Origin of the sequence: Streptomyces griseoluteus, assembly GCF_004784465.1 — a bacterium.
Classification (GTDB): Bacteria; Actinomycetota; Actinomycetes; order Streptomycetales; family Streptomycetaceae; genus Streptomyces; species Streptomyces griseoluteus.
This window is the reverse complement of the sequence record NZ_SRRU01000014.1, coordinates 71158-86389: the sequence shown is the minus strand read 5'-3', so window position 1 is coordinate 86389 and position 15232 is coordinate 71158. Positions and strand designations below refer to the sequence as shown.

At 70.8% G+C, this 15232-nt stretch carries 14 protein-coding genes; 12 read left to right on the top strand and 2 right to left on the bottom strand.

The annotated features are described in order from the left end of the window. Positions 1 to 29: 29 nt before the first annotated feature. Genes E5082_RS29840 through E5082_RS29830 form a run of 3 tightly spaced genes read left to right on the top strand, consistent with a single transcriptional unit; the run spans position 30 to position 3519 of the window. Positions 30 to 1706: an NAD(P)/FAD-dependent oxidoreductase gene (locus E5082_RS29840; protein WP_135794368.1), complete on the top strand. Its 1677-nt coding sequence runs from the start codon at positions 30 to 32 to the stop codon at positions 1704 to 1706. Then, positions 1703 to 3172 (top strand): ATP-binding protein, encoded by a 1470-nt coding sequence (locus E5082_RS33510; protein ID WP_135794367.1) that lies wholly within the window; start codon positions 1703 to 1705, stop codon positions 3170 to 3172. The genes E5082_RS29840 and E5082_RS33510 overlap by 4 nt, the downstream gene beginning before the upstream one ends. Continuing rightward, positions 3169 to 3519: a UBP-type zinc finger domain-containing protein gene (locus E5082_RS29830; RefSeq protein WP_135794366.1), complete on the top strand. Its 351-nt coding sequence runs from the start codon at positions 3169 to 3171 to the stop codon at positions 3517 to 3519. The genes E5082_RS33510 and E5082_RS29830 overlap by 4 nt, the downstream gene beginning before the upstream one ends. A 7-nt stretch (positions 3520 to 3526) precedes the next feature. On the opposite strand, the gene E5082_RS29825 is transcribed toward E5082_RS29830, so the two are convergent. Continuing rightward, complete coding sequence (locus E5082_RS29825) at positions 3527 to 4735, bottom strand: SGNH/GDSL hydrolase family protein (RefSeq protein WP_229919039.1); 1209 nt, start codon at positions 4733 to 4735, stop codon at positions 3527 to 3529. A 319-nt stretch (positions 4736 to 5054) separates the two neighbouring features. Between E5082_RS29825 and E5082_RS29820 the strand changes: the two genes are divergently transcribed. From E5082_RS29820 to pqqE, 9 genes are all read left to right on the top strand, one after another. Next, positions 5055 to 6449 (top strand): DNA-binding protein, encoded by a 1395-nt coding sequence (locus E5082_RS29820; RefSeq protein WP_135794364.1) that lies wholly within the window; start codon positions 5055 to 5057, stop codon positions 6447 to 6449. Positions 6450 to 6489: 40 nt separating this feature from the next. Continuing rightward, the gene (katG, locus tag E5082_RS29815; RefSeq protein WP_135794363.1) at positions 6490 to 8730 is read left to right on the top strand and encodes a catalase/peroxidase HPI; all 2241 of its coding nucleotides are present in this window, start codon (positions 6490 to 6492) and stop codon (positions 8728 to 8730) included. 334 nt (positions 8731 to 9064) lie between these two features. Then, on the top strand, positions 9065 to 9526 hold the full coding sequence (locus tag E5082_RS29810) for an MSMEG_3727 family PQQ-associated protein (RefSeq protein WP_135794362.1): 462 nt from the start codon (positions 9065 to 9067) through the stop codon (positions 9524 to 9526). A gap of 16 nt (positions 9527 to 9542) precedes the next feature. After that, positions 9543 to 11246 carry a PQQ-dependent dehydrogenase, methanol/ethanol family gene (locus tag E5082_RS29805; protein WP_135794361.1) on the top strand — a complete coding sequence of 568 codons (1704 nt, stop codon included), beginning with the start codon at positions 9543 to 9545 and terminating at the stop codon, positions 11244 to 11246. Positions 11247 to 11293: 47 nt separating this feature from the next. Further along, the gene (pqqA, locus tag E5082_RS29800; protein ID WP_135794360.1) at positions 11294 to 11389 is read left to right on the top strand and encodes a pyrroloquinoline quinone precursor peptide PqqA; all 96 of its coding nucleotides are present in this window, start codon (positions 11294 to 11296) and stop codon (positions 11387 to 11389) included. A gap of 121 nt (positions 11390 to 11510) precedes the next feature. Continuing rightward, positions 11511 to 12398, top strand: a complete 888-nt coding sequence (pqqB, locus tag E5082_RS29795) for a pyrroloquinoline quinone biosynthesis protein PqqB (RefSeq protein ID WP_135794359.1) — start codon at positions 11511 to 11513, stop codon at positions 12396 to 12398. Between the two features lie 4 nt (positions 12399 to 12402). Beyond that, entirely contained in the window at positions 12403 to 13110 is a 708-nt protein-coding gene (gene pqqC, locus E5082_RS29790; RefSeq protein ID WP_135794358.1) for a pyrroloquinoline-quinone synthase PqqC, read from the top strand. A 5-nt stretch (positions 13111 to 13115) separates the two neighbouring features. Continuing rightward, positions 13116 to 13445, top strand: a complete 330-nt coding sequence (gene pqqD / locus E5082_RS29785; RefSeq protein ID WP_135794357.1) for a pyrroloquinoline quinone biosynthesis peptide chaperone PqqD — start codon at positions 13116 to 13118, stop codon at positions 13443 to 13445. Continuing rightward, positions 13438 to 14580, top strand: a complete 1143-nt coding sequence (gene pqqE / locus E5082_RS29780) for a pyrroloquinoline quinone biosynthesis protein PqqE (RefSeq protein ID WP_135794356.1) — start codon at positions 13438 to 13440, stop codon at positions 14578 to 14580. Before pqqD ends, pqqE begins: the two co-directional genes overlap by 8 nt. 89 nt (positions 14581 to 14669) lie before the next feature. Here the strand turns inward: pqqE and E5082_RS29775 are convergent, their stop codons facing one another. Next, the gene (locus tag E5082_RS29775) at positions 14670 to 15209 is read right to left on the bottom strand and encodes a manganese efflux pump MntP (protein WP_135794355.1); all 540 of its coding nucleotides are present in this window, start codon (positions 15207 to 15209) and stop codon (positions 14670 to 14672) included. Positions 15210 to 15232 lie beyond the last annotated feature (23 nt).

Below are 15232 nucleotides of genomic sequence, written 5' to 3'. Positions count from 1 at the left end.
GTGCACCCGACCGGCCGGGGTGAGAACGCATGGCAGAGCCGACCGACGCCGCCCGGACCGTCCTGCTGACCGTGGACGACGATCCGGGCGTGTCCCGCGCGGTCGCCCGCGATCTGCGGCGCCGCTACGGCGCGTCGTACCGCGTGGTGCGCGCGGAGTCCGGACCGTCCGCGCTGGAGGCGCTGCGCGAGCTGAAGCTGCGCGGCGACTCCGTGGCGGTGCTGCTGGCGGACTACCGGATGCCGGTGATGAACGGCATCGAGTTCCTGGAGCGCGCGATGGACGTGTATCCGGGCGCGCGGCGGGTGCTGCTGACCGCGTACGCGGACACCGGGGCGGCCATCGACGCGATCAACGTGGTGGACCTGGACCACTATCTGCTCAAGCCCTGGGACCCGCCGGAGGAGAAGCTGTACCCGGTGGTGGACGACCTGCTGGCCGCCTGGCGGGCCGGGGACCACCGGCCGGTGCCGTTCATGAAGGTGGTGGGCCACCGCTGGTCGGCGCGGTCCTCGGACGTACGGGAGTTCCTGGCCCGCAACCAGGTGCCCTACCGCTGGTACTCGGTGGAGGACCCCGAGGGGCGGCGGCTGCTGGCGGCGGCCGGGCAGGACGGACTGCGGCTGCCCCTGGTGATCACCCCGGACGGTGGGGTGCTGGTCGAGCCCGAGGCCCCGGAGCTGGCCGCGCGGGTCGGTCTGGCGACGACGCCGACGGCCGACTTCTACGACCTCGTGGTGATCGGCGGCGGCCCGGCCGGGCTCGGCTCGGCGGTCTACGGGGCCTCGGAGGGGCTGCGCACGGTGCTGCTGGAGCGTTCGGCGACGGGCGGCCAGGCCGGGCAGAGCTCCCGTATCGAGAACTACCTCGGCTTCCCCGACGGCGTCTCCGGCGCCCAGCTCACCGAACGCGCCCGCCGCCAGGCGACCCGGTTCGGCGCGGAGATCCTCACCGCGCGCGAGGTGACGGGACTCGAGGTCAACGGCGCGGCACGGATCGTGCGGTTCGCGGACGGCTCGGCGATCGGCGCGCACAGTGTGATCCTGGCGACCGGGGTGCAGTACCGGCGGCTGACCGCCGAGGGCTGCGCGGGGCTGACCGGCTGCGGGGTGTTCTACGGGTCGGCGCTGACCGAGGCGCCGTCCTGCCAGGGGCACGACGTGTTCATCGTGGGCGGCGCCAACTCGGCCGGGCAGGCGGCGATGTACCTGTCCCGGTTCGCCAAGTCCGTGACGCTGCTGGTGCGCGGGCCCGGTGTGTCCGCGTCGATGTCGCACTACCTGGTCCAGCAGATCACCGAGGCCCCGAACATCGCGGTGCGCGCCCGCACGGAGGTGGAGGCGGCGCACGGCTCGGACCGGCTGGAGCGGCTGACCCTGCGCCGGGTGGACACCGGTGAGGCCGACCAGGTCGAGGCGCAGTGGATGTTCGTGTTCATCGGAGCGGCCCCGCTGACCGGCTGGCTGGACGGGACCGTGCAGCTGGACGGGCGGGGGTTCATCCTGGCCGGCCCGGATCTGACCGTGGGCGGGGAGCTGCCGCGGGACTGGGAGCTGGACCGGCCGCCGTACCACCTGGAGACCAGTGTGCCGGGCGTGTTCGTGGCGGGCGACGCGCGCGCCGAGTCGGCCAAGCGGGTCGCGTCCGCCGTAGGAGAGGGAGCCATGGCCGTGATGCTCGTCCACCGGTATCTGGAGCAGTCGTGAGCGGGCGGCCGCTGCCGTGCAGCCCCGGCGAGATCGGCAGCCTGTTCCTGTTCGAGCGGCTGTCGCCCGATCAGCTGGGACGGCTGTGCCGGGAGGGCCGGGTGGAGCTGTTCGAACCGGGCCCGGTGTACACCGAGGGCGACCCGGCGACCTGCTTCTACGTACTGATCGAGGGCGCTGTCGTACTCTCGCGGCGGATCGGCGCCGAGGAGGTGGAGGTGTCCCGGACCTCCCAGCGCGGGGTGTACGGCGGCGCGATGCAGGCGTATCTCGGGGACCGGGTGCGGCAGTTGTACAACAACTCGATGCGGGTGACGGAGCCGACGCGGTTCTTCGTACTGCCCGCGCCGGTGTTCGCGGAGGTCATGCGGGCCTGGTTCCCGATGGCGGTGCATCTGCTGGAGGGGCTGTTCTTCGGCTCCAAGAGCACCCAGGCCGCCATCGGGCAGCGCGAACGGCTGCTGGCGCTGGGCTCGTTGTCGGCGGGGCTCACCCATGAGCTGAACAACCCGGCGGCGGCCGCGGTGCGGGCCACCTCCGCCCTGCGGGAACGGGTGGCCCGGATGCGGCGCAAACTGGCGCTGATCGCGGAGGGGCCGTTCTCCCGCGACGCGCTGGCGAGCCTGATCGAGATCCAGGAGCGCACCGCCGAGCGGGTCGCCAAGGCACCGGCGCTCGGTCCGCTGGAGGCGGCCGACCGGGAGGACGCGCTGGCCGACTGGCTGACCGACCACGGCATCGATGACGGCTGGCGGCTCGCGCCGGTGTTCGTGCAGGCCGGGCTGGACGCCGACTGGCTGGAGCGGGTGGCCGCCACGGTGGACCAGGAGATCCTGGGCGGCGCGGTGGGCTGGCTCAACTACACCATCGAGACCGAGCTGCTGATGAACGAGATCGAGGACGCCACCACCCGCGTCTCCCAACTGGTGGACGCCGCCAAGCAGTACACCCAGCTCGACCGGGTGCCGTTCCGCGTCGTGGACGTGCACGAACTCCTCGACAGCACCCTGCTGATGCTGTCCGGCAAGCTCGGTCCGCACATCGAGGTGGTGCGCGCCTACGACCGTACGCTGCCCTCGCTGCCGGGCTATCCGGCGGAGCTGAACCAGGTGTGGACCAACCTGATCGACAACGCGGTGTCCGCGATGACCCAGGACGGCGGCGGGGGCACGCTGACCGTGCGGACGGCGCGGGACGGGGAGTCGGCGCTGGTGGAGTTCGCGGACACCGGGCCCGGTGTGCCGCCGGAGATCCGGGAGCAGATCTTCGACCCGTTCTTCACCACCAAGCCGGTCGGCGCGGGCACCGGTCTCGGGCTGGACATCTCGCGGCGGATCGTCGTCGACAAGCACCACGGCACCCTGCGGCTGGAGTCGGCCCCCGGCGACACCCGCTTCCAGGTCCGCCTCCCGCTGACCGCGGACACCGCGGCCGGCGAAACCGACAGAGCCCAGGAGGGCGCATGAGTGAGGACACCGCGATCGACCCGTCCGTGCCGCCGAGCGGTACGGGGTGCAAGGAGTGCGAGAAGGCGGACGGCTGGTGGTTCCATCTGCGGCGCTGCGCGCGGTGCGGGCACATCGGGTGCTGCGACCAGTCGCTGGGCAAGCACGCCACCGCGCACTACCGGGAAACCGGCCATCCGGTGCTGCGCAGCTTCGAGCCGGGCGAGGGCTGGTTCTGGGACTACGCCACCGAGGAACTGTACGAGTCCGGCCCTCCTCTGGCCCCGCCCGAGAGCCACCCGCTCGAGCAGCCGGTGCCGGGCCCGGCCGGACGGGTCCCGGCCGACTGGGTGCGGTTGCTGAGCTGAGCCGGCGTCAGCGCCGGCAGTTCCGGCTCGGGTGGTCGACGGCCCCGGCGATGGCGCGCATGCCGTCGTCGCCGGGGTGGAGGTGGTCACCGCTGTCCAGGTCGGGGCGCAGCCGGGCGGGGTCGCGGGGGTCGCGCAGCGCGCGGTCGACGTCGGCGACGGCGTCGAAGTCGCCGCCGGTACGCACCTCGTGGTTGACCTCCCGGCGCACCGCCTCGGCGTCCGTGTCCCACTGGGGCCAGCCCTGGAAGGGCGCGACGGTGACGCCGACCACGCACAGGCCCGCCGCGTGGGCCCTCTTGGTGATCTCCCGGTAGCCCGCCACGATCTCGTCCGCGCCGGCGGCATGGTCCGCCTTGAGGTCGTTGACGCCCTCGTAGAGGATCACCGTGCGCGCGCCGGGCTGGGAGAGGACGTCCCGCTCCAGCCGGCGCCCGGCGCTCGGGCCGCCGTCCTTGCCGGTGAGGACCCGGTTGCCGGATATCCCCTCGTTGGCGACGCCCGTGCCGTCCGCGCGCAGCCGCCGGGCGAGGTCGTCGGGCCAGCGCCGGTCGAGGCCGGGTGTGGACCCCCAGCCGTCGGTGATGGAGTCCCCGAGCGCGACGACCGCGCCGGCACGGGGGTGTGCGGGGCGTACGGAGACGGCGTCGAGGTACCACCAGGAGCCGGTGGTCAGCGTCCAGCCGGTATCGCCGTCGCCGCCGGGGTCGGCGTCCCGGCCGAGGTAGGAGGTGGTGAGGGCCAGCTCGTGGCCCGTGGCGGGCCCCCGTGCGTCCGGCGTGCGCAGGCTGACGGCGAGGCGGGCCCCGGCGGGGACGCGGCCGGGCATCGGGTCGCTCCAGACGGCCCCGCCCGGAGGGACGGTGACGGCCTGCCTGCCGCCGAAGGTGAGTGCCCGGTTGGTGCGCGGCTTGAGCGCGGCACCCTCGGACTGGAGGCCCGCGTGGGCGGCGTCGACGGTGAGGTGGTGGTCCCCGTAGGCGTTGGACAGCCGGATGCGCAGGTCGCTCCCGCCCGCGCTGACCTTCACGATCAGCCGGTAGGCCCGGTCGGCGCCCTGTCCGACGCGCTGGGCGCTCGCGGCCCAGGTGACCACGCCGGAGCCGCGTACGGTGGCCCCGGCCGGCGGGGTGGCCGCCGGGGCGGCCGTCGCCTGACCGGTGAGGGTGAGCAGCAGGACGGCGGCCGCCCGGCAGGCTCTCCCCCGGCCGCTCACCCGGCCGGTTCCTTCGTCTGGCCCATGCCTGCGATGGTCCCGCCGACACCCGCGCCCCGCACCTCGGTACGTTCCGTGTCCGCGTGCGTACAAGGCGAGCGGCCCACCTTTGCCGTTGCGTACCGCTGCTCGCTCACGCGGTCCGGAGAGGTACGTGCGCAGGCCGCCGACGGCACCTAGGGTGGGAAGTGCAGGTTGGTGACACAGCCTGGAACGAGTGACGAGGCAGGAAGAAGCGCACCCGGCCACGACGAGCGGCGACCGCCGCGCGCGGCGCGCGCCGTCGGGTGTTGGGGAGGGACCAAGGCGGTTCTGAACCATGAGGGATGTACATCGGCTTGAGCCCGGTTCGGCGAACCTGGACAACGGAACCGTGTTCGCGGCGTGGGAACGGTTCGTGCAGGGCGAGGACCAGGTCCCGGATGTCCGGCCCCTGGTGGCGATCTCCTGGCATCGCTGCCGAGAGCAGTACCGGGTCGATCCTCACCTCACAGAGGCTCCGGTGGCCCTCACGGAGCTCGACCATTCGCCCGAGCACGATGTCGTAATCGCCGAGCTGGGTTTTCGTGCTGCCTCCGTGGCACATGAGGTGGGGAGCATCGGTGGCGTCGTCACTGTCGCCGATGCCACTGGCCGGGTCCTGGCCGAGTGGGGTGACCAGGCCACGCTCGCCAGAGCCGGCGACCCCAATCTGGCACCGTGGTTCTCCTGGTCCGAGTGCGCGATCGGCACGAACGGCATCGGCACGGCGCTCGAGGCGCACGGCCCGGTGACGATCAGGGGTGCTGAGCATTGGTGTCAGGCGCTCCACAACTGGGTCTGCGCGGGCATCGCGGTGCGCGACGTGGTGACCAGAGAACCGATCGCGGTCCTGAATGTCTGCCGCTGGCGCGGCCGGCTTCCCGCGTCCACGGAAAGCTGGCTGGCGAACGCGGCCGCCATGACCCAGTGCCCCCTGAAGAGGCGCGCCCGGGACAGCGGTGCCGAGTTGGTCGCGGCCTACGCCCAGGCCAGGGCGCACTCCGGTGCGGCACTCGCCGCCGTGGACAGCGCGGGCAAGGTGGTGATCGCCGATGCCTTGGCAAGCGTGCTCCTGGGCGTCCCGGCATGCACCCCGGCGGTCGATCCCACGCTGCGATGGACCCCTGGGCTGCCTGAATTGATCACTGCCGCCCGGTACGCCACCAGGCAGGCGGCCCACAATCCTGACTGGGTCGGCACGACGCAGATCTTCGCCCACCTCGCCGACGAGCCGACGTCGATCAGCATCCGACCCGTCTTCTCCTCCGGACGCGTGATCGGCAACCTGGTCTCGTTCGGTGCCTCCGAGGGGGCGCAGGTGCCCCAGACGGAGGGGGTCGCGCATCTTCGGGCGCAGCCGCGCCGGCTGGTCGCGATCCGGGATAACCGGATGGTGCTGCTGCGGCTGCCGGAAGTCTCCTTCGCCGAAGCGCAGGGCAGCGACGTATGGCTCTCCACCGATCAGGGGCGACTGCGAGCCGCCTCGCTGAGCCTGGACAAACTCGAAGGTGAGCTGGCGGATGTCGGCTTCCTGCGGGTCCACCGCCGGTATGTCGTCAACCTGAGCCGCATCAGGGAGATAGAGCGCGGGCTCAAGGGCGAGCTGTCTCTGATCATGGATGACCGGGCGCACGGGATGGTGCCGGTTTCCCGGCGGCACGCGCCGACCGTGCGGCGCGCGCTGGACATCTGAGTGCCCCGGCACGACCTCTGTTCCCGGAAGGAGGAGTCCCGTGTCCGACAGTCCGGACGCCGTTGTCGGCGAGACGAACGTCGGGGGCGGGGGCGGCCTCGGCCTCTCTGCCCCGGCCGGGCACCGCGGTGGCGCGATCGGGAGCGCGGGCAACCGCGACTGGTGGCCGGACCAGGTCAACCTGGCGATTCTCCGAAAACACCCCGCCATGGCCGACCCCATGGGCGAGGACTTCGACTACCCCGCGGAGTTCCGGACTCTCGACCTGGACGCCCTGGCGCGGGACGTCGACGAGGTGCTCACGACGTCGCAGGACTGGTGGCCGGCCGACTTCGGCCACTACGGGCCGCTCATGATCCGGATGGTGTGGCACAGCGCGGGCACGTACCGCATCCACGACGGCCGTGGTGGCGCCGGCGCCGGCATGCAGCGTTTCGCGCCGCTGAACAGCTGGCCGGACAACCGCAATCTCGACAAGGCGCGCCGGCTGCTCTGGCCGGTGAAGAAGAAGTACGGCCGCAAGATCTCCTGGGCCGACCTGATGATCTTCGCGGGCAACCGCGCCCTGGAGACGATGGGCCTCACGACCTTCGGCTTCGCCGGCGGCCGGGCGGACGTCTGGGAGCCCGACGAGGACGTCTACTGGGGCCCCGAGCACGTCTGGCTCGGCGACGAACGTCACGGCGGCGTCCGGCAACTGGAGAACCCTCTGGCCGCCGACCAGATGGGCCTCATCTACGTCAACCCCGAGGGACCGAACACCGTCCCGGACCCGCTCACCGCGGCCCGGGACATCCGCGAGACGTTCCGGCGCATGGGGATGAACGACCAGGAGACCGTCGCGCTGATCGCGGGCGGCCACACGTTCGGCAAGACCCACGGCGCGGCGGACCCGGTCGCCCACCTCGGCCCCGAACCCGAGGGCGCCCCCCTCGAACAGCAGGGCTTGGGCTGGAAGAGCAGCTACGGCACCGGAAAGGGCAGGGACGCCATCTCCAGTGGGCTCGAGGGTACGTGGACACCCACCCCGACGACATGGGACAACGGCTTCTTCGAGACCCTGTTCGGCTACGAGTGGGACCTGGAGCTGAGTCCCGCCGGTCTGTGGCAGTGGATCCCGAGAGACGGCGGCGGGGCCGGCACAGTGCCGGACGCCCACGACCCGTCGGCGACCCACGCCCCGACGATTCTGACGACGGACCTCGCTCTGCGGTCGGACCCCGTCTACGAGTCGATCTCGCGACGCTTCCTGGAGAACCCGGACCAGCTCGCGGACGCGTTCGCCCGGGTCTGGTTCAAGCTGACGCACCTCGACATGGGGCCGATCCACCGCTACCTCGGACCGCTGGTTCCCCGCGAGACGCTGCTCTGGCAGGACCCGGTCCCCGCCGTGGACCACATGCTCGTCGGGGCGGCGGACATAGCCGCGCTCAAGAGCCAGGTCCTCGCCTCCGGGCTGTCCGTCTCCCAGCTCGTCTCCACCGCGTGGGCGTCGGCCTCGACGTTCCGCGCCAGCGACAGGCGTGGCGGGGCGAACGGGGCCCGCATCCGCCTCGAGCCGCAGCGGGACTGGGAGGTCAACGACCCCGACACGCTGGCACAGGTGCTGCACACCCTGGAGGGGATCCAGGAGTCCTTCAACAGCTGCCAGGCGGGCGACAAGAGGATCTCGCTGGCCGACCTCATCGTGCTCGGCGGAGCCGCCGCCGTGGAGCACGCCGCCAGCACCGCCGGCCACGACGTCGAGGTCCCCTTCAGTCCGGGACGCACGGACGCCACGCAGGAGTGGACCGATGTGGAGTCCTTCGCCCCGCTCGAGCCGACCGCCGACGGGTTCCGCAACTACCTTGGCAAGGGCGGCCGGCTGCCGTCGGAGCACCTGCTGGTCGACCGCGCGAACCTGCTGAACCTGAGCGCGCCCGAGATGACCGTCCTCGTGGGTGGCCTGCGGGTGCTGGGCGCCAACCACCAGCAGTCGCCGCTGGGCGTCTTCACCGCGGCGCCCGGTTCGCTGACCAACGACTTCTTCGTGAATCTGCTCGACGCGGACACGGAATGGAAGCCGACGTCCGCGACCGCGGAAGCCTTCGAGGGGCGCGACCGCGCCACCGGCGAGGTCAAGTGGACCGGTAGCCGCGTCGACCTCGTCTTCGGCTCCAACCCCGAGCTGCGTGCCGTCGCGGAGGTCTACGCGAGCGACGACGCACAGGAGAAGTTCGTGCAGGACTTCGTCGCCGCGTGGACCAAGGTCATGAACCTCGATCGGTACGACCTCGCCTGATCGACGCGTCGCAGTGCGGCGCGACCGCTCTCAACGGCGGCACATCGGGTACGAACGGCAGCCGGTCGCGAACGAACGGTATGAGCCGGCCCGAAACAGGGCTCGCCTTGTCGGTGTGATTCGTCCGGCGTAGCGTCTTTCCTGACCACCGATTTCGCATCCTTTCCGGTGCTATTCATTCGGCGTGGGGCGCTCCTTTAGCACCGGTTACAGCCGGACATCAGGCGATACCAAAGGGGAATTTCGCGGTGCGCGCAGCTGGCTGTGACGTGCCGCCTTCAGCGCGGCCGATGCGGAATGAACAGAGATTCGGGATGAGGGGAGTGAAGCCCCGATGACGACCGCGCAGGAGCGAGCCGACCTGCTGGACAGGATCGGGCTGGACGCACAGAACAAAGCCACGCTGGGACAGGTGCTGTGTACCGGAAGTGTGAGTGAGGCCACCGAGGGACCGGAAGGCCGCATGCAGGCCACCATTCGTATCCAGCCGGATGAGCTGACCTGGGATCCCTCCATTCTGGTCATGCCCCATGGCGGTGATATCGAGCTCGAGCTCGTCAATGACGACGACAACACGCACTGCGCGCTCCTGCCGAGCAATGGCGACCGGAAGTTCATCTGGTTGGTGAACCATTCGCGAGGACGGGCGCACCTCAACCTCGACGGGCCTGGTTACTACTGGTTCAGCTCGCCCACGGGCAATGACGAGGGCCGGGGACTGACCGGTGCCATCGTCGTCCTGGGGGACGCTCCGCCGGAGGCTCGCCTCGACCGTCCCGAACAGCCGCGGCCGTAGGAAGAAGGAGGAACAAATGACCACCGTCGACTACGTGGACGCGGGAGAGGCTGTCGACCAGGGGAAGCTGAGCGGCAAGATCGCGGGCGGGGACGTCGCGCCGCCGGTAGTGGCAGGCATCAACTACGAGCGCATACTCAATGCCGGCGAGGAACCCCAGAACTGGCTCACCTACTACGGCGCCTACAACGGGCAGCGGTACAGCCCGCTGGACCAGATCAACACGGAGAACGTCAAGCGCCTGGTCCCGGCATGGGTCTTCCAGGCCGGCACGACCGGCCTGATCGCGGGCGCGTCGACCTACTCGTTCGAGGCCGCCCCGATCATCGTCGACGGCGTCATGTTCCTCTCCGGCTGGGACGGCTGGGTCTGGGCCCTCGACGCGAAGACGGGTGTGGAGATCTGGCGGTACAAGCATGCGGTCCCCTTCGACGTGTCCTTGTGCTGCGGGAACGTGAACCGAGGGGTGGCCGTGGCTGAGGGGAAGGTCTTCTTCGTCACGGCGAATGCCCGTCTGCTCGCGCTCGACGCCACCACCGGCAAGCGGGTCTGGGACAAGACCTACGGAGACGTCCGGGCCGGGGAGAGCGCCACCGTCGCCCCGCTGATCGTGAAAAACATGGTCATCGTAGGGAGTTCCGGCGGTGAGTTCGGCGTACGCGGCCACCTCGACGCGTTCGACCTCGAAACCGGCGAGCACCAGTGGCGCTGCTACACGGTGCCGAAGCCGGGGGAGCCCGGTTCGGAGACCTGGCCCGCAGACGGCGAGGCCTGGGCACGGGGCGGGGCAAACTGCTGGGTCACCGGCACCTTCGACCCGGAGACGAACCTGCTGTACGTCGGCACCGGCAACCCGGCGCCCGACTTCGACGGAGGCGTCCGCGAGGGCGACAACCTCTTCACCGACAGCGTCATCGCCGTCGATGTGGACAGCGGACAGATCCGCTGGCACTACCAGTGCACCCCGCACGACCTGTGGGACTACGACAGCATCGCCGAGTGCATCCTGTTCGAGCAGGACGGGCGCAAACTGCTCGGACACTTCGACAAGAACGGCTACTTCTTCGTCCTCGACCGCACGAACGGCGAGAGGGTCGGGATCACTCCCTTCGTCGACCGCATCACCTGGGGGGCGATCACGAGGGACGGCCAGGTGACGGCCAAGGTGTACCCGGACAAGGAGGGAGAACCGGTCCACTTCTACCCCGGTCCGGCCGGTGCCAAGGAATGGACCCACGCGTCCTACAGCCCGAAGACCGGGCTCTTCTACGTCCCGGTCCAGGACACCGGTGCCACGGCAACCCGGCGGCGCCGGGAATTCAAGGAGAGCATTCCCTACTGGGGTGCGGGCGTTCAGGTGGACATCGAGGACATGGCGGGGTCCATCAGCGCGTTCGACGCCACCGGCGAGGAGAAGTGGCGCTGGCGCAACGAACTCCCCATGTGCGCCTCTACGCTGGCCACCGGCGGTGACCTGGTGTTCGCCGGTGAACCGTCCGGGGAGTTCAACGCGCTCGACGCCCGCACCGGGGAGATGCTGTGGCAGTTCCAGTGCGGAAGCGGCCACCACAGCAGCCCGACCACCTACATGGTCGAAGGCAGGCAGTACGTGGCCGTGCCGGTCGGCTGGGGCGGATGGGCCGAGGGATTCCTCCCCGGCATGCTCGGCGCGGGGCACGGAAGCGCCCTGATCGTCTTCGCCCTCCCGGAACCGTCGTAGCGCGTGACCGGAGCGTGCCGTGAACCCGGCGGAGAGGAGGTGAATCCATGGAGTCTCAGCGAACTGTGTGGGAGACGCCCGAATTCGACGAGATCGCGGTCGCGGCCGAGGTGACCATGTACCTCGCTCGGTTGGAGGACTAGCTGATATGGGGCGGCGCCGGACCTGGTCAGGCGCCGCCCGACGGCTCGGGAGGTCACGGACGGCCGGGTCGGCGACGGCCCCGGACCTCGATGAACGAGGAACGATGAACGGAGTGCGGGCGTGTTGGTGCGCGTGCTGGGCTCGGCGGCGGGAGGCGGCTCCCCGCAGTGGAACTGCGGCTGCCCGGTGTGCGCCGCGGTTCGCGCCCGGCCCGGTCTCGCGCGCACCCAGTCGTCGGTCGTGGTCAGCGCCGACCGCCGCCGGTGGTTCCTCATCAACGCCTCGCCCGATGTCCCCACCCAGATCGAGGACTTTCCCGGCCTGCACCCGCACGACGACCGGACGACGCCGCTGGAGGCGGTGCTGCTCACCGATGCCGAACTGGACCACACGCTGGGCCTGCTCCTGTTGCGCGAGGCCCGCGCCCTGCGGCTGTACGCCACACCGGCGGTGCGCAAGACCCTGTCCGACGGCTCGGGGATTCTGCGCACGCTGGAGCGCTACTGCCCGGTCGAGTGGCGGGCAGTGCTCCCCGGCACCGGCTTCGCCCTGGCGGACGGGCTGTCCTGCCGGGCGTTCGGCGTACCCACCACCAAGCGCGACCGTTTCGGAGCCGGGGTGGACCACGGCCGCGTCGTGGGCTACCGGCTGACCGACGAGCGCGGCGGGGGAAGCCTGGTGTACCTGCCCTGCGTGCAGTCGCTGACCGCCGCACTCCGCGTGGAGCTCGAGGGGTGCGCGTGCCTGCTGATCGACGGGACCTGCTGGCACGACGACGAACTCATACGGCTCGGCCTCGCCCGCAAGACGTCACGGGAGATGGGCCACCTGCCCATCGACGGCCCGGACGGCAGTCTGGCACAGCTCCCGTCGCTGGGGCTGGGGCGGACGATCTTCGTGCACATGAACAACACCAATCCGATACTCCTGGAGGACACGCCCGAGCGGCGCACCTTGGAGGAGAGCGGCATGGAAGTGGCCATGGACGGCCTCGAGATCCAGGTGTAGAGCCGTGACGACGACAGCCACCACAACCACACCGACCGGCGCCGACGGCTTCGTCGAGACGTTGCGGGCCCACTCGCGGCGATACCACGACCAGCACCCGTTCCATGTCCGGATGAACGCCGGCCGGCTGAGCCGCCGGCAGATCCGGGGCTGGGTGGCCAACCGCTACTACTACCAGGAGAACATCCCCCGCAAGGACGCCGCGATCCTCTCCAACTGCCCCGACCTCGAGGTCCGTCGCCGCTGGATCCGACGGATCGTCGAGCACGACGGCACTGCCGCGGGCGAGGGCGGCATCGAGGCCTGGCTGCGCCTCGGCGAGGCCGCCGGGCTGACCCGCGAGGAGATCCGGGACCACCGGCACCTGGTACCCGGGGTGCGGTTCGCCGTCGACGCCTACGTGAACTTCGCCCGGACCCGCCCGTGGGTGGAGGCGGTGGCGTCCTCGCTCACCGAGCTGTTCGCGCCCGACCTGATGGCGGCGCGGCTCGCCGCGTTCGAGCGGTGGTACCCGTGGATCGACCCCGAGGGCCTTGCCTACTTCCGCGCCCGCCTGGAGCAGGCGCCACGCGACTGCGAGCACGCCCTCGAGGTGGTCACCGCGCACTGCCTCTCCGCCGAGTCCCAGGCGCGCGCCGTGGACGCCCTGTCGTTCAAGTGTGACGTCCTGTGGAGCCTGATGGACGCCATCGACCAGGCCTACCTGGAGTGACCACCATGGACCCGACCCGTACCGGACCGACCCGGACCCGCAGCACGACCCCTCCCGGCGTCGGGGTGTCCGGATCGGACCGCCCCCGGTTGGCGGCCCATGTCCGGCTCACCTTCTCCCGGACCAGGCAGCGCAAGGCCCTGCTGCACCCCGAGACGGTGGTGGTTCTGAACGGCAGCGGCGCGGCCATCCTCGAGCTGTGCGACGGGCGGCACACCGTGGCCGAGATCGTGACCGAACTGGGCGCGCGCTATGAGACCGTCCCCGACGACGAGGTCCGGCAGTTCCTGGCCCGGCTCGTCGCCCGGCGCTGGGTGGAGCTCACCGATGGATAGCCCCTTCGGGCTGCTCGCCGAGCTCACCTACCGCTGCCCGCTGGCCTGCCCGTACTGCTCCAACCCGCTGAACCTGGCCGACTACCAGGACGAGCTGACCACCGACGAATGGCTGCGGGTGCTGACCGAGGCCGAGGACCTGGGAGTTCTGCAGTGCCATCTGTCCGGCGGGGAACCGCTGCTGCGACGCGACCTGGTGGAGCTCGTCGCGCACGCCCACGCCCTGGGCCTCTACACCAACCTCATCACCAGCGCCCTCGGGTTCTCGCGCCGGAAGGCCGAGGAACTGCGGGCCGCCGGCCTGGACCACGTGCAGATCAGCATCCAGGCCGACGAACCGGCCGTGTCCGATCGGATCGCCGGGATCACCTCCTTCCGACGCAAGATCGAAGCGATGGGCGTGGTCAAGGAGCTGGGCTGGCCGCTCACCATGAACGTGGTGCTGCACCGGCACAACATCGACCGCGTCGCCGACGTGCTCGCTCTGGCCGAGGAGGTGGGCGCGGACCGGGTGGAGCTGGCCAACACCCAGTACTACGGCTGGGCCTGGCGAAACCGTGCCGCGCTGCTGCCGAGCCGGGCCCAGCTCGAGGCGGCCGAGGCCGTCGCACGGGCCGCCGGCGAGCGGTTGCGGGACCGTATGGACATCATCTACGTCATCCCCGACTACTACAGCCGCTACCCGAAGCCCTGCATGGGCGGCTGGGCCTCCCGGCAGCTGACCGTGACGCCGAACGGCGACGTCCTGCCCTGCCCGGCCGCCCAGTCCCTGCCATTGCCGCGGGCCAGCGTGCGGGAGGACTCACTGGAGCGGATCTGGGCCGAGTCCCCGGTGATGACCGCGTTCCGGGGGACCGACTGGATGCCTGAGCCCTGCCGGAGCTGCCCCCGGCGGGAGGTGGACTTCGGCGGGTGTCGCTGCCAGGCGTTCCTGCTCACCGGCGACGCCGCCCGCACCGACCCGGTCTGTCACCTGTCGCCTGACCACGACCTGGTCGCCAAGGCGGTCGAGGCCGCCAACGCCGGCTCGCGGGACGACGACCCTCCGCTGGTTCCCCGCCCGCACCGACCCGGTCCGCCCCCTGTCGCCCGGTCACGACCTGGTCGGCCGGGGGCTCGACGCCGGCCAGGCTGACTCACGGCCGACGATCTTCCGCTGTTCCCTGCCGGGTCGCTTCCTGGTGGAGAGCGGGCCGAGCCTGCTCCCGGGGTCAAGTGAGCGGGCTAGCCGCCGAACCACAAAGGCAGCGCCGCAGCGGCGATGATCAAGGTGATTCCGCTCAGCAGGTCCGAGCGGATCCGGATGAGGCGCGCCGCGGCCTGTCCGAGCAGCAGTCCGACCAGCGACAACACTGCCGTCATGGCGCCGAAGACGGCGGCCGAGAACCACGGCGAGAGCCCGAGGACCCCCAGGCTCGCCCCGGCGAACAGATTGTCCAGGCTCAGCGTCAACGGAATGCCGAACAGTGCCCACGGGTGGTCCAGCTCGTCCGGTTCGGGCTTCCGGAGGGATGAGATGACGAGGTAGAGACCGTACCCGCCGAGCGCGGCCGCGCCGATCAGATCGGCGACGTCCCCGGCGGACTCACCGATCTGGCGACCGATCAACAGCCCGACCAGGGGCATGATCGCGTCCCACAGCCCGAAGGTCAGCGCGACCTGCACCGCACGCTTCAGACCGAATGGGACGGTGCCGAGCGCGATCGATACCCGGAAATTGTCGAGACTGAGTACGAAACCCAGGACCAGTATTTCCCAGATCATGACGAAAAGACTCTGCCGCGACT

What these genes read in the sequence shown, in the direction of transcription:
- E5082_RS29805 (WP_135794361.1), top strand. Translation starts at nt 9,543, where the DNA reads ATGACCACCGTCGACTACGTGGACGCGGGAGAGGCTGTCGACCAGGGG.
- pqqE (WP_135794356.1), top strand. Translation starts at nt 13,438, where the DNA reads ATGGATAGCCCCTTCGGGCTGCTCGCCGAGCTCACCTACCGCTGCCCG.
- E5082_RS29830 (WP_135794366.1), top strand. Translation starts at nt 3,169, where the DNA reads ATGAGTGAGGACACCGCGATCGACCCGTCCGTGCCGCCGAGCGGTACG.
- pqqD (WP_135794357.1), top strand. Translation starts at nt 13,116, where the DNA reads ATGGACCCGACCCGTACCGGACCGACCCGGACCCGCAGCACGACCCCT.
- E5082_RS29840 (WP_135794368.1), top strand. Translation starts at nt 30, where the DNA reads ATGGCAGAGCCGACCGACGCCGCCCGGACCGTCCTGCTGACCGTGGAC.
- E5082_RS29820 (WP_135794364.1), top strand. Translation starts at nt 5,055, where the DNA reads ATGAGGGATGTACATCGGCTTGAGCCCGGTTCGGCGAACCTGGACAAC.
- E5082_RS29810 (WP_135794362.1), top strand. Translation starts at nt 9,065, where the DNA reads ATGACGACCGCGCAGGAGCGAGCCGACCTGCTGGACAGGATCGGGCTG.
- E5082_RS29775 (WP_135794355.1), bottom strand. Translation starts at nt 15,209, where the DNA reads ATGATCTGGGAAATACTGGTCCTGGGTTTCGTACTCAGTCTCGACAAT.
- pqqA (WP_135794360.1), top strand. Translation starts at nt 11,294, where the DNA reads ATGGAGTCTCAGCGAACTGTGTGGGAGACGCCCGAATTCGACGAGATC.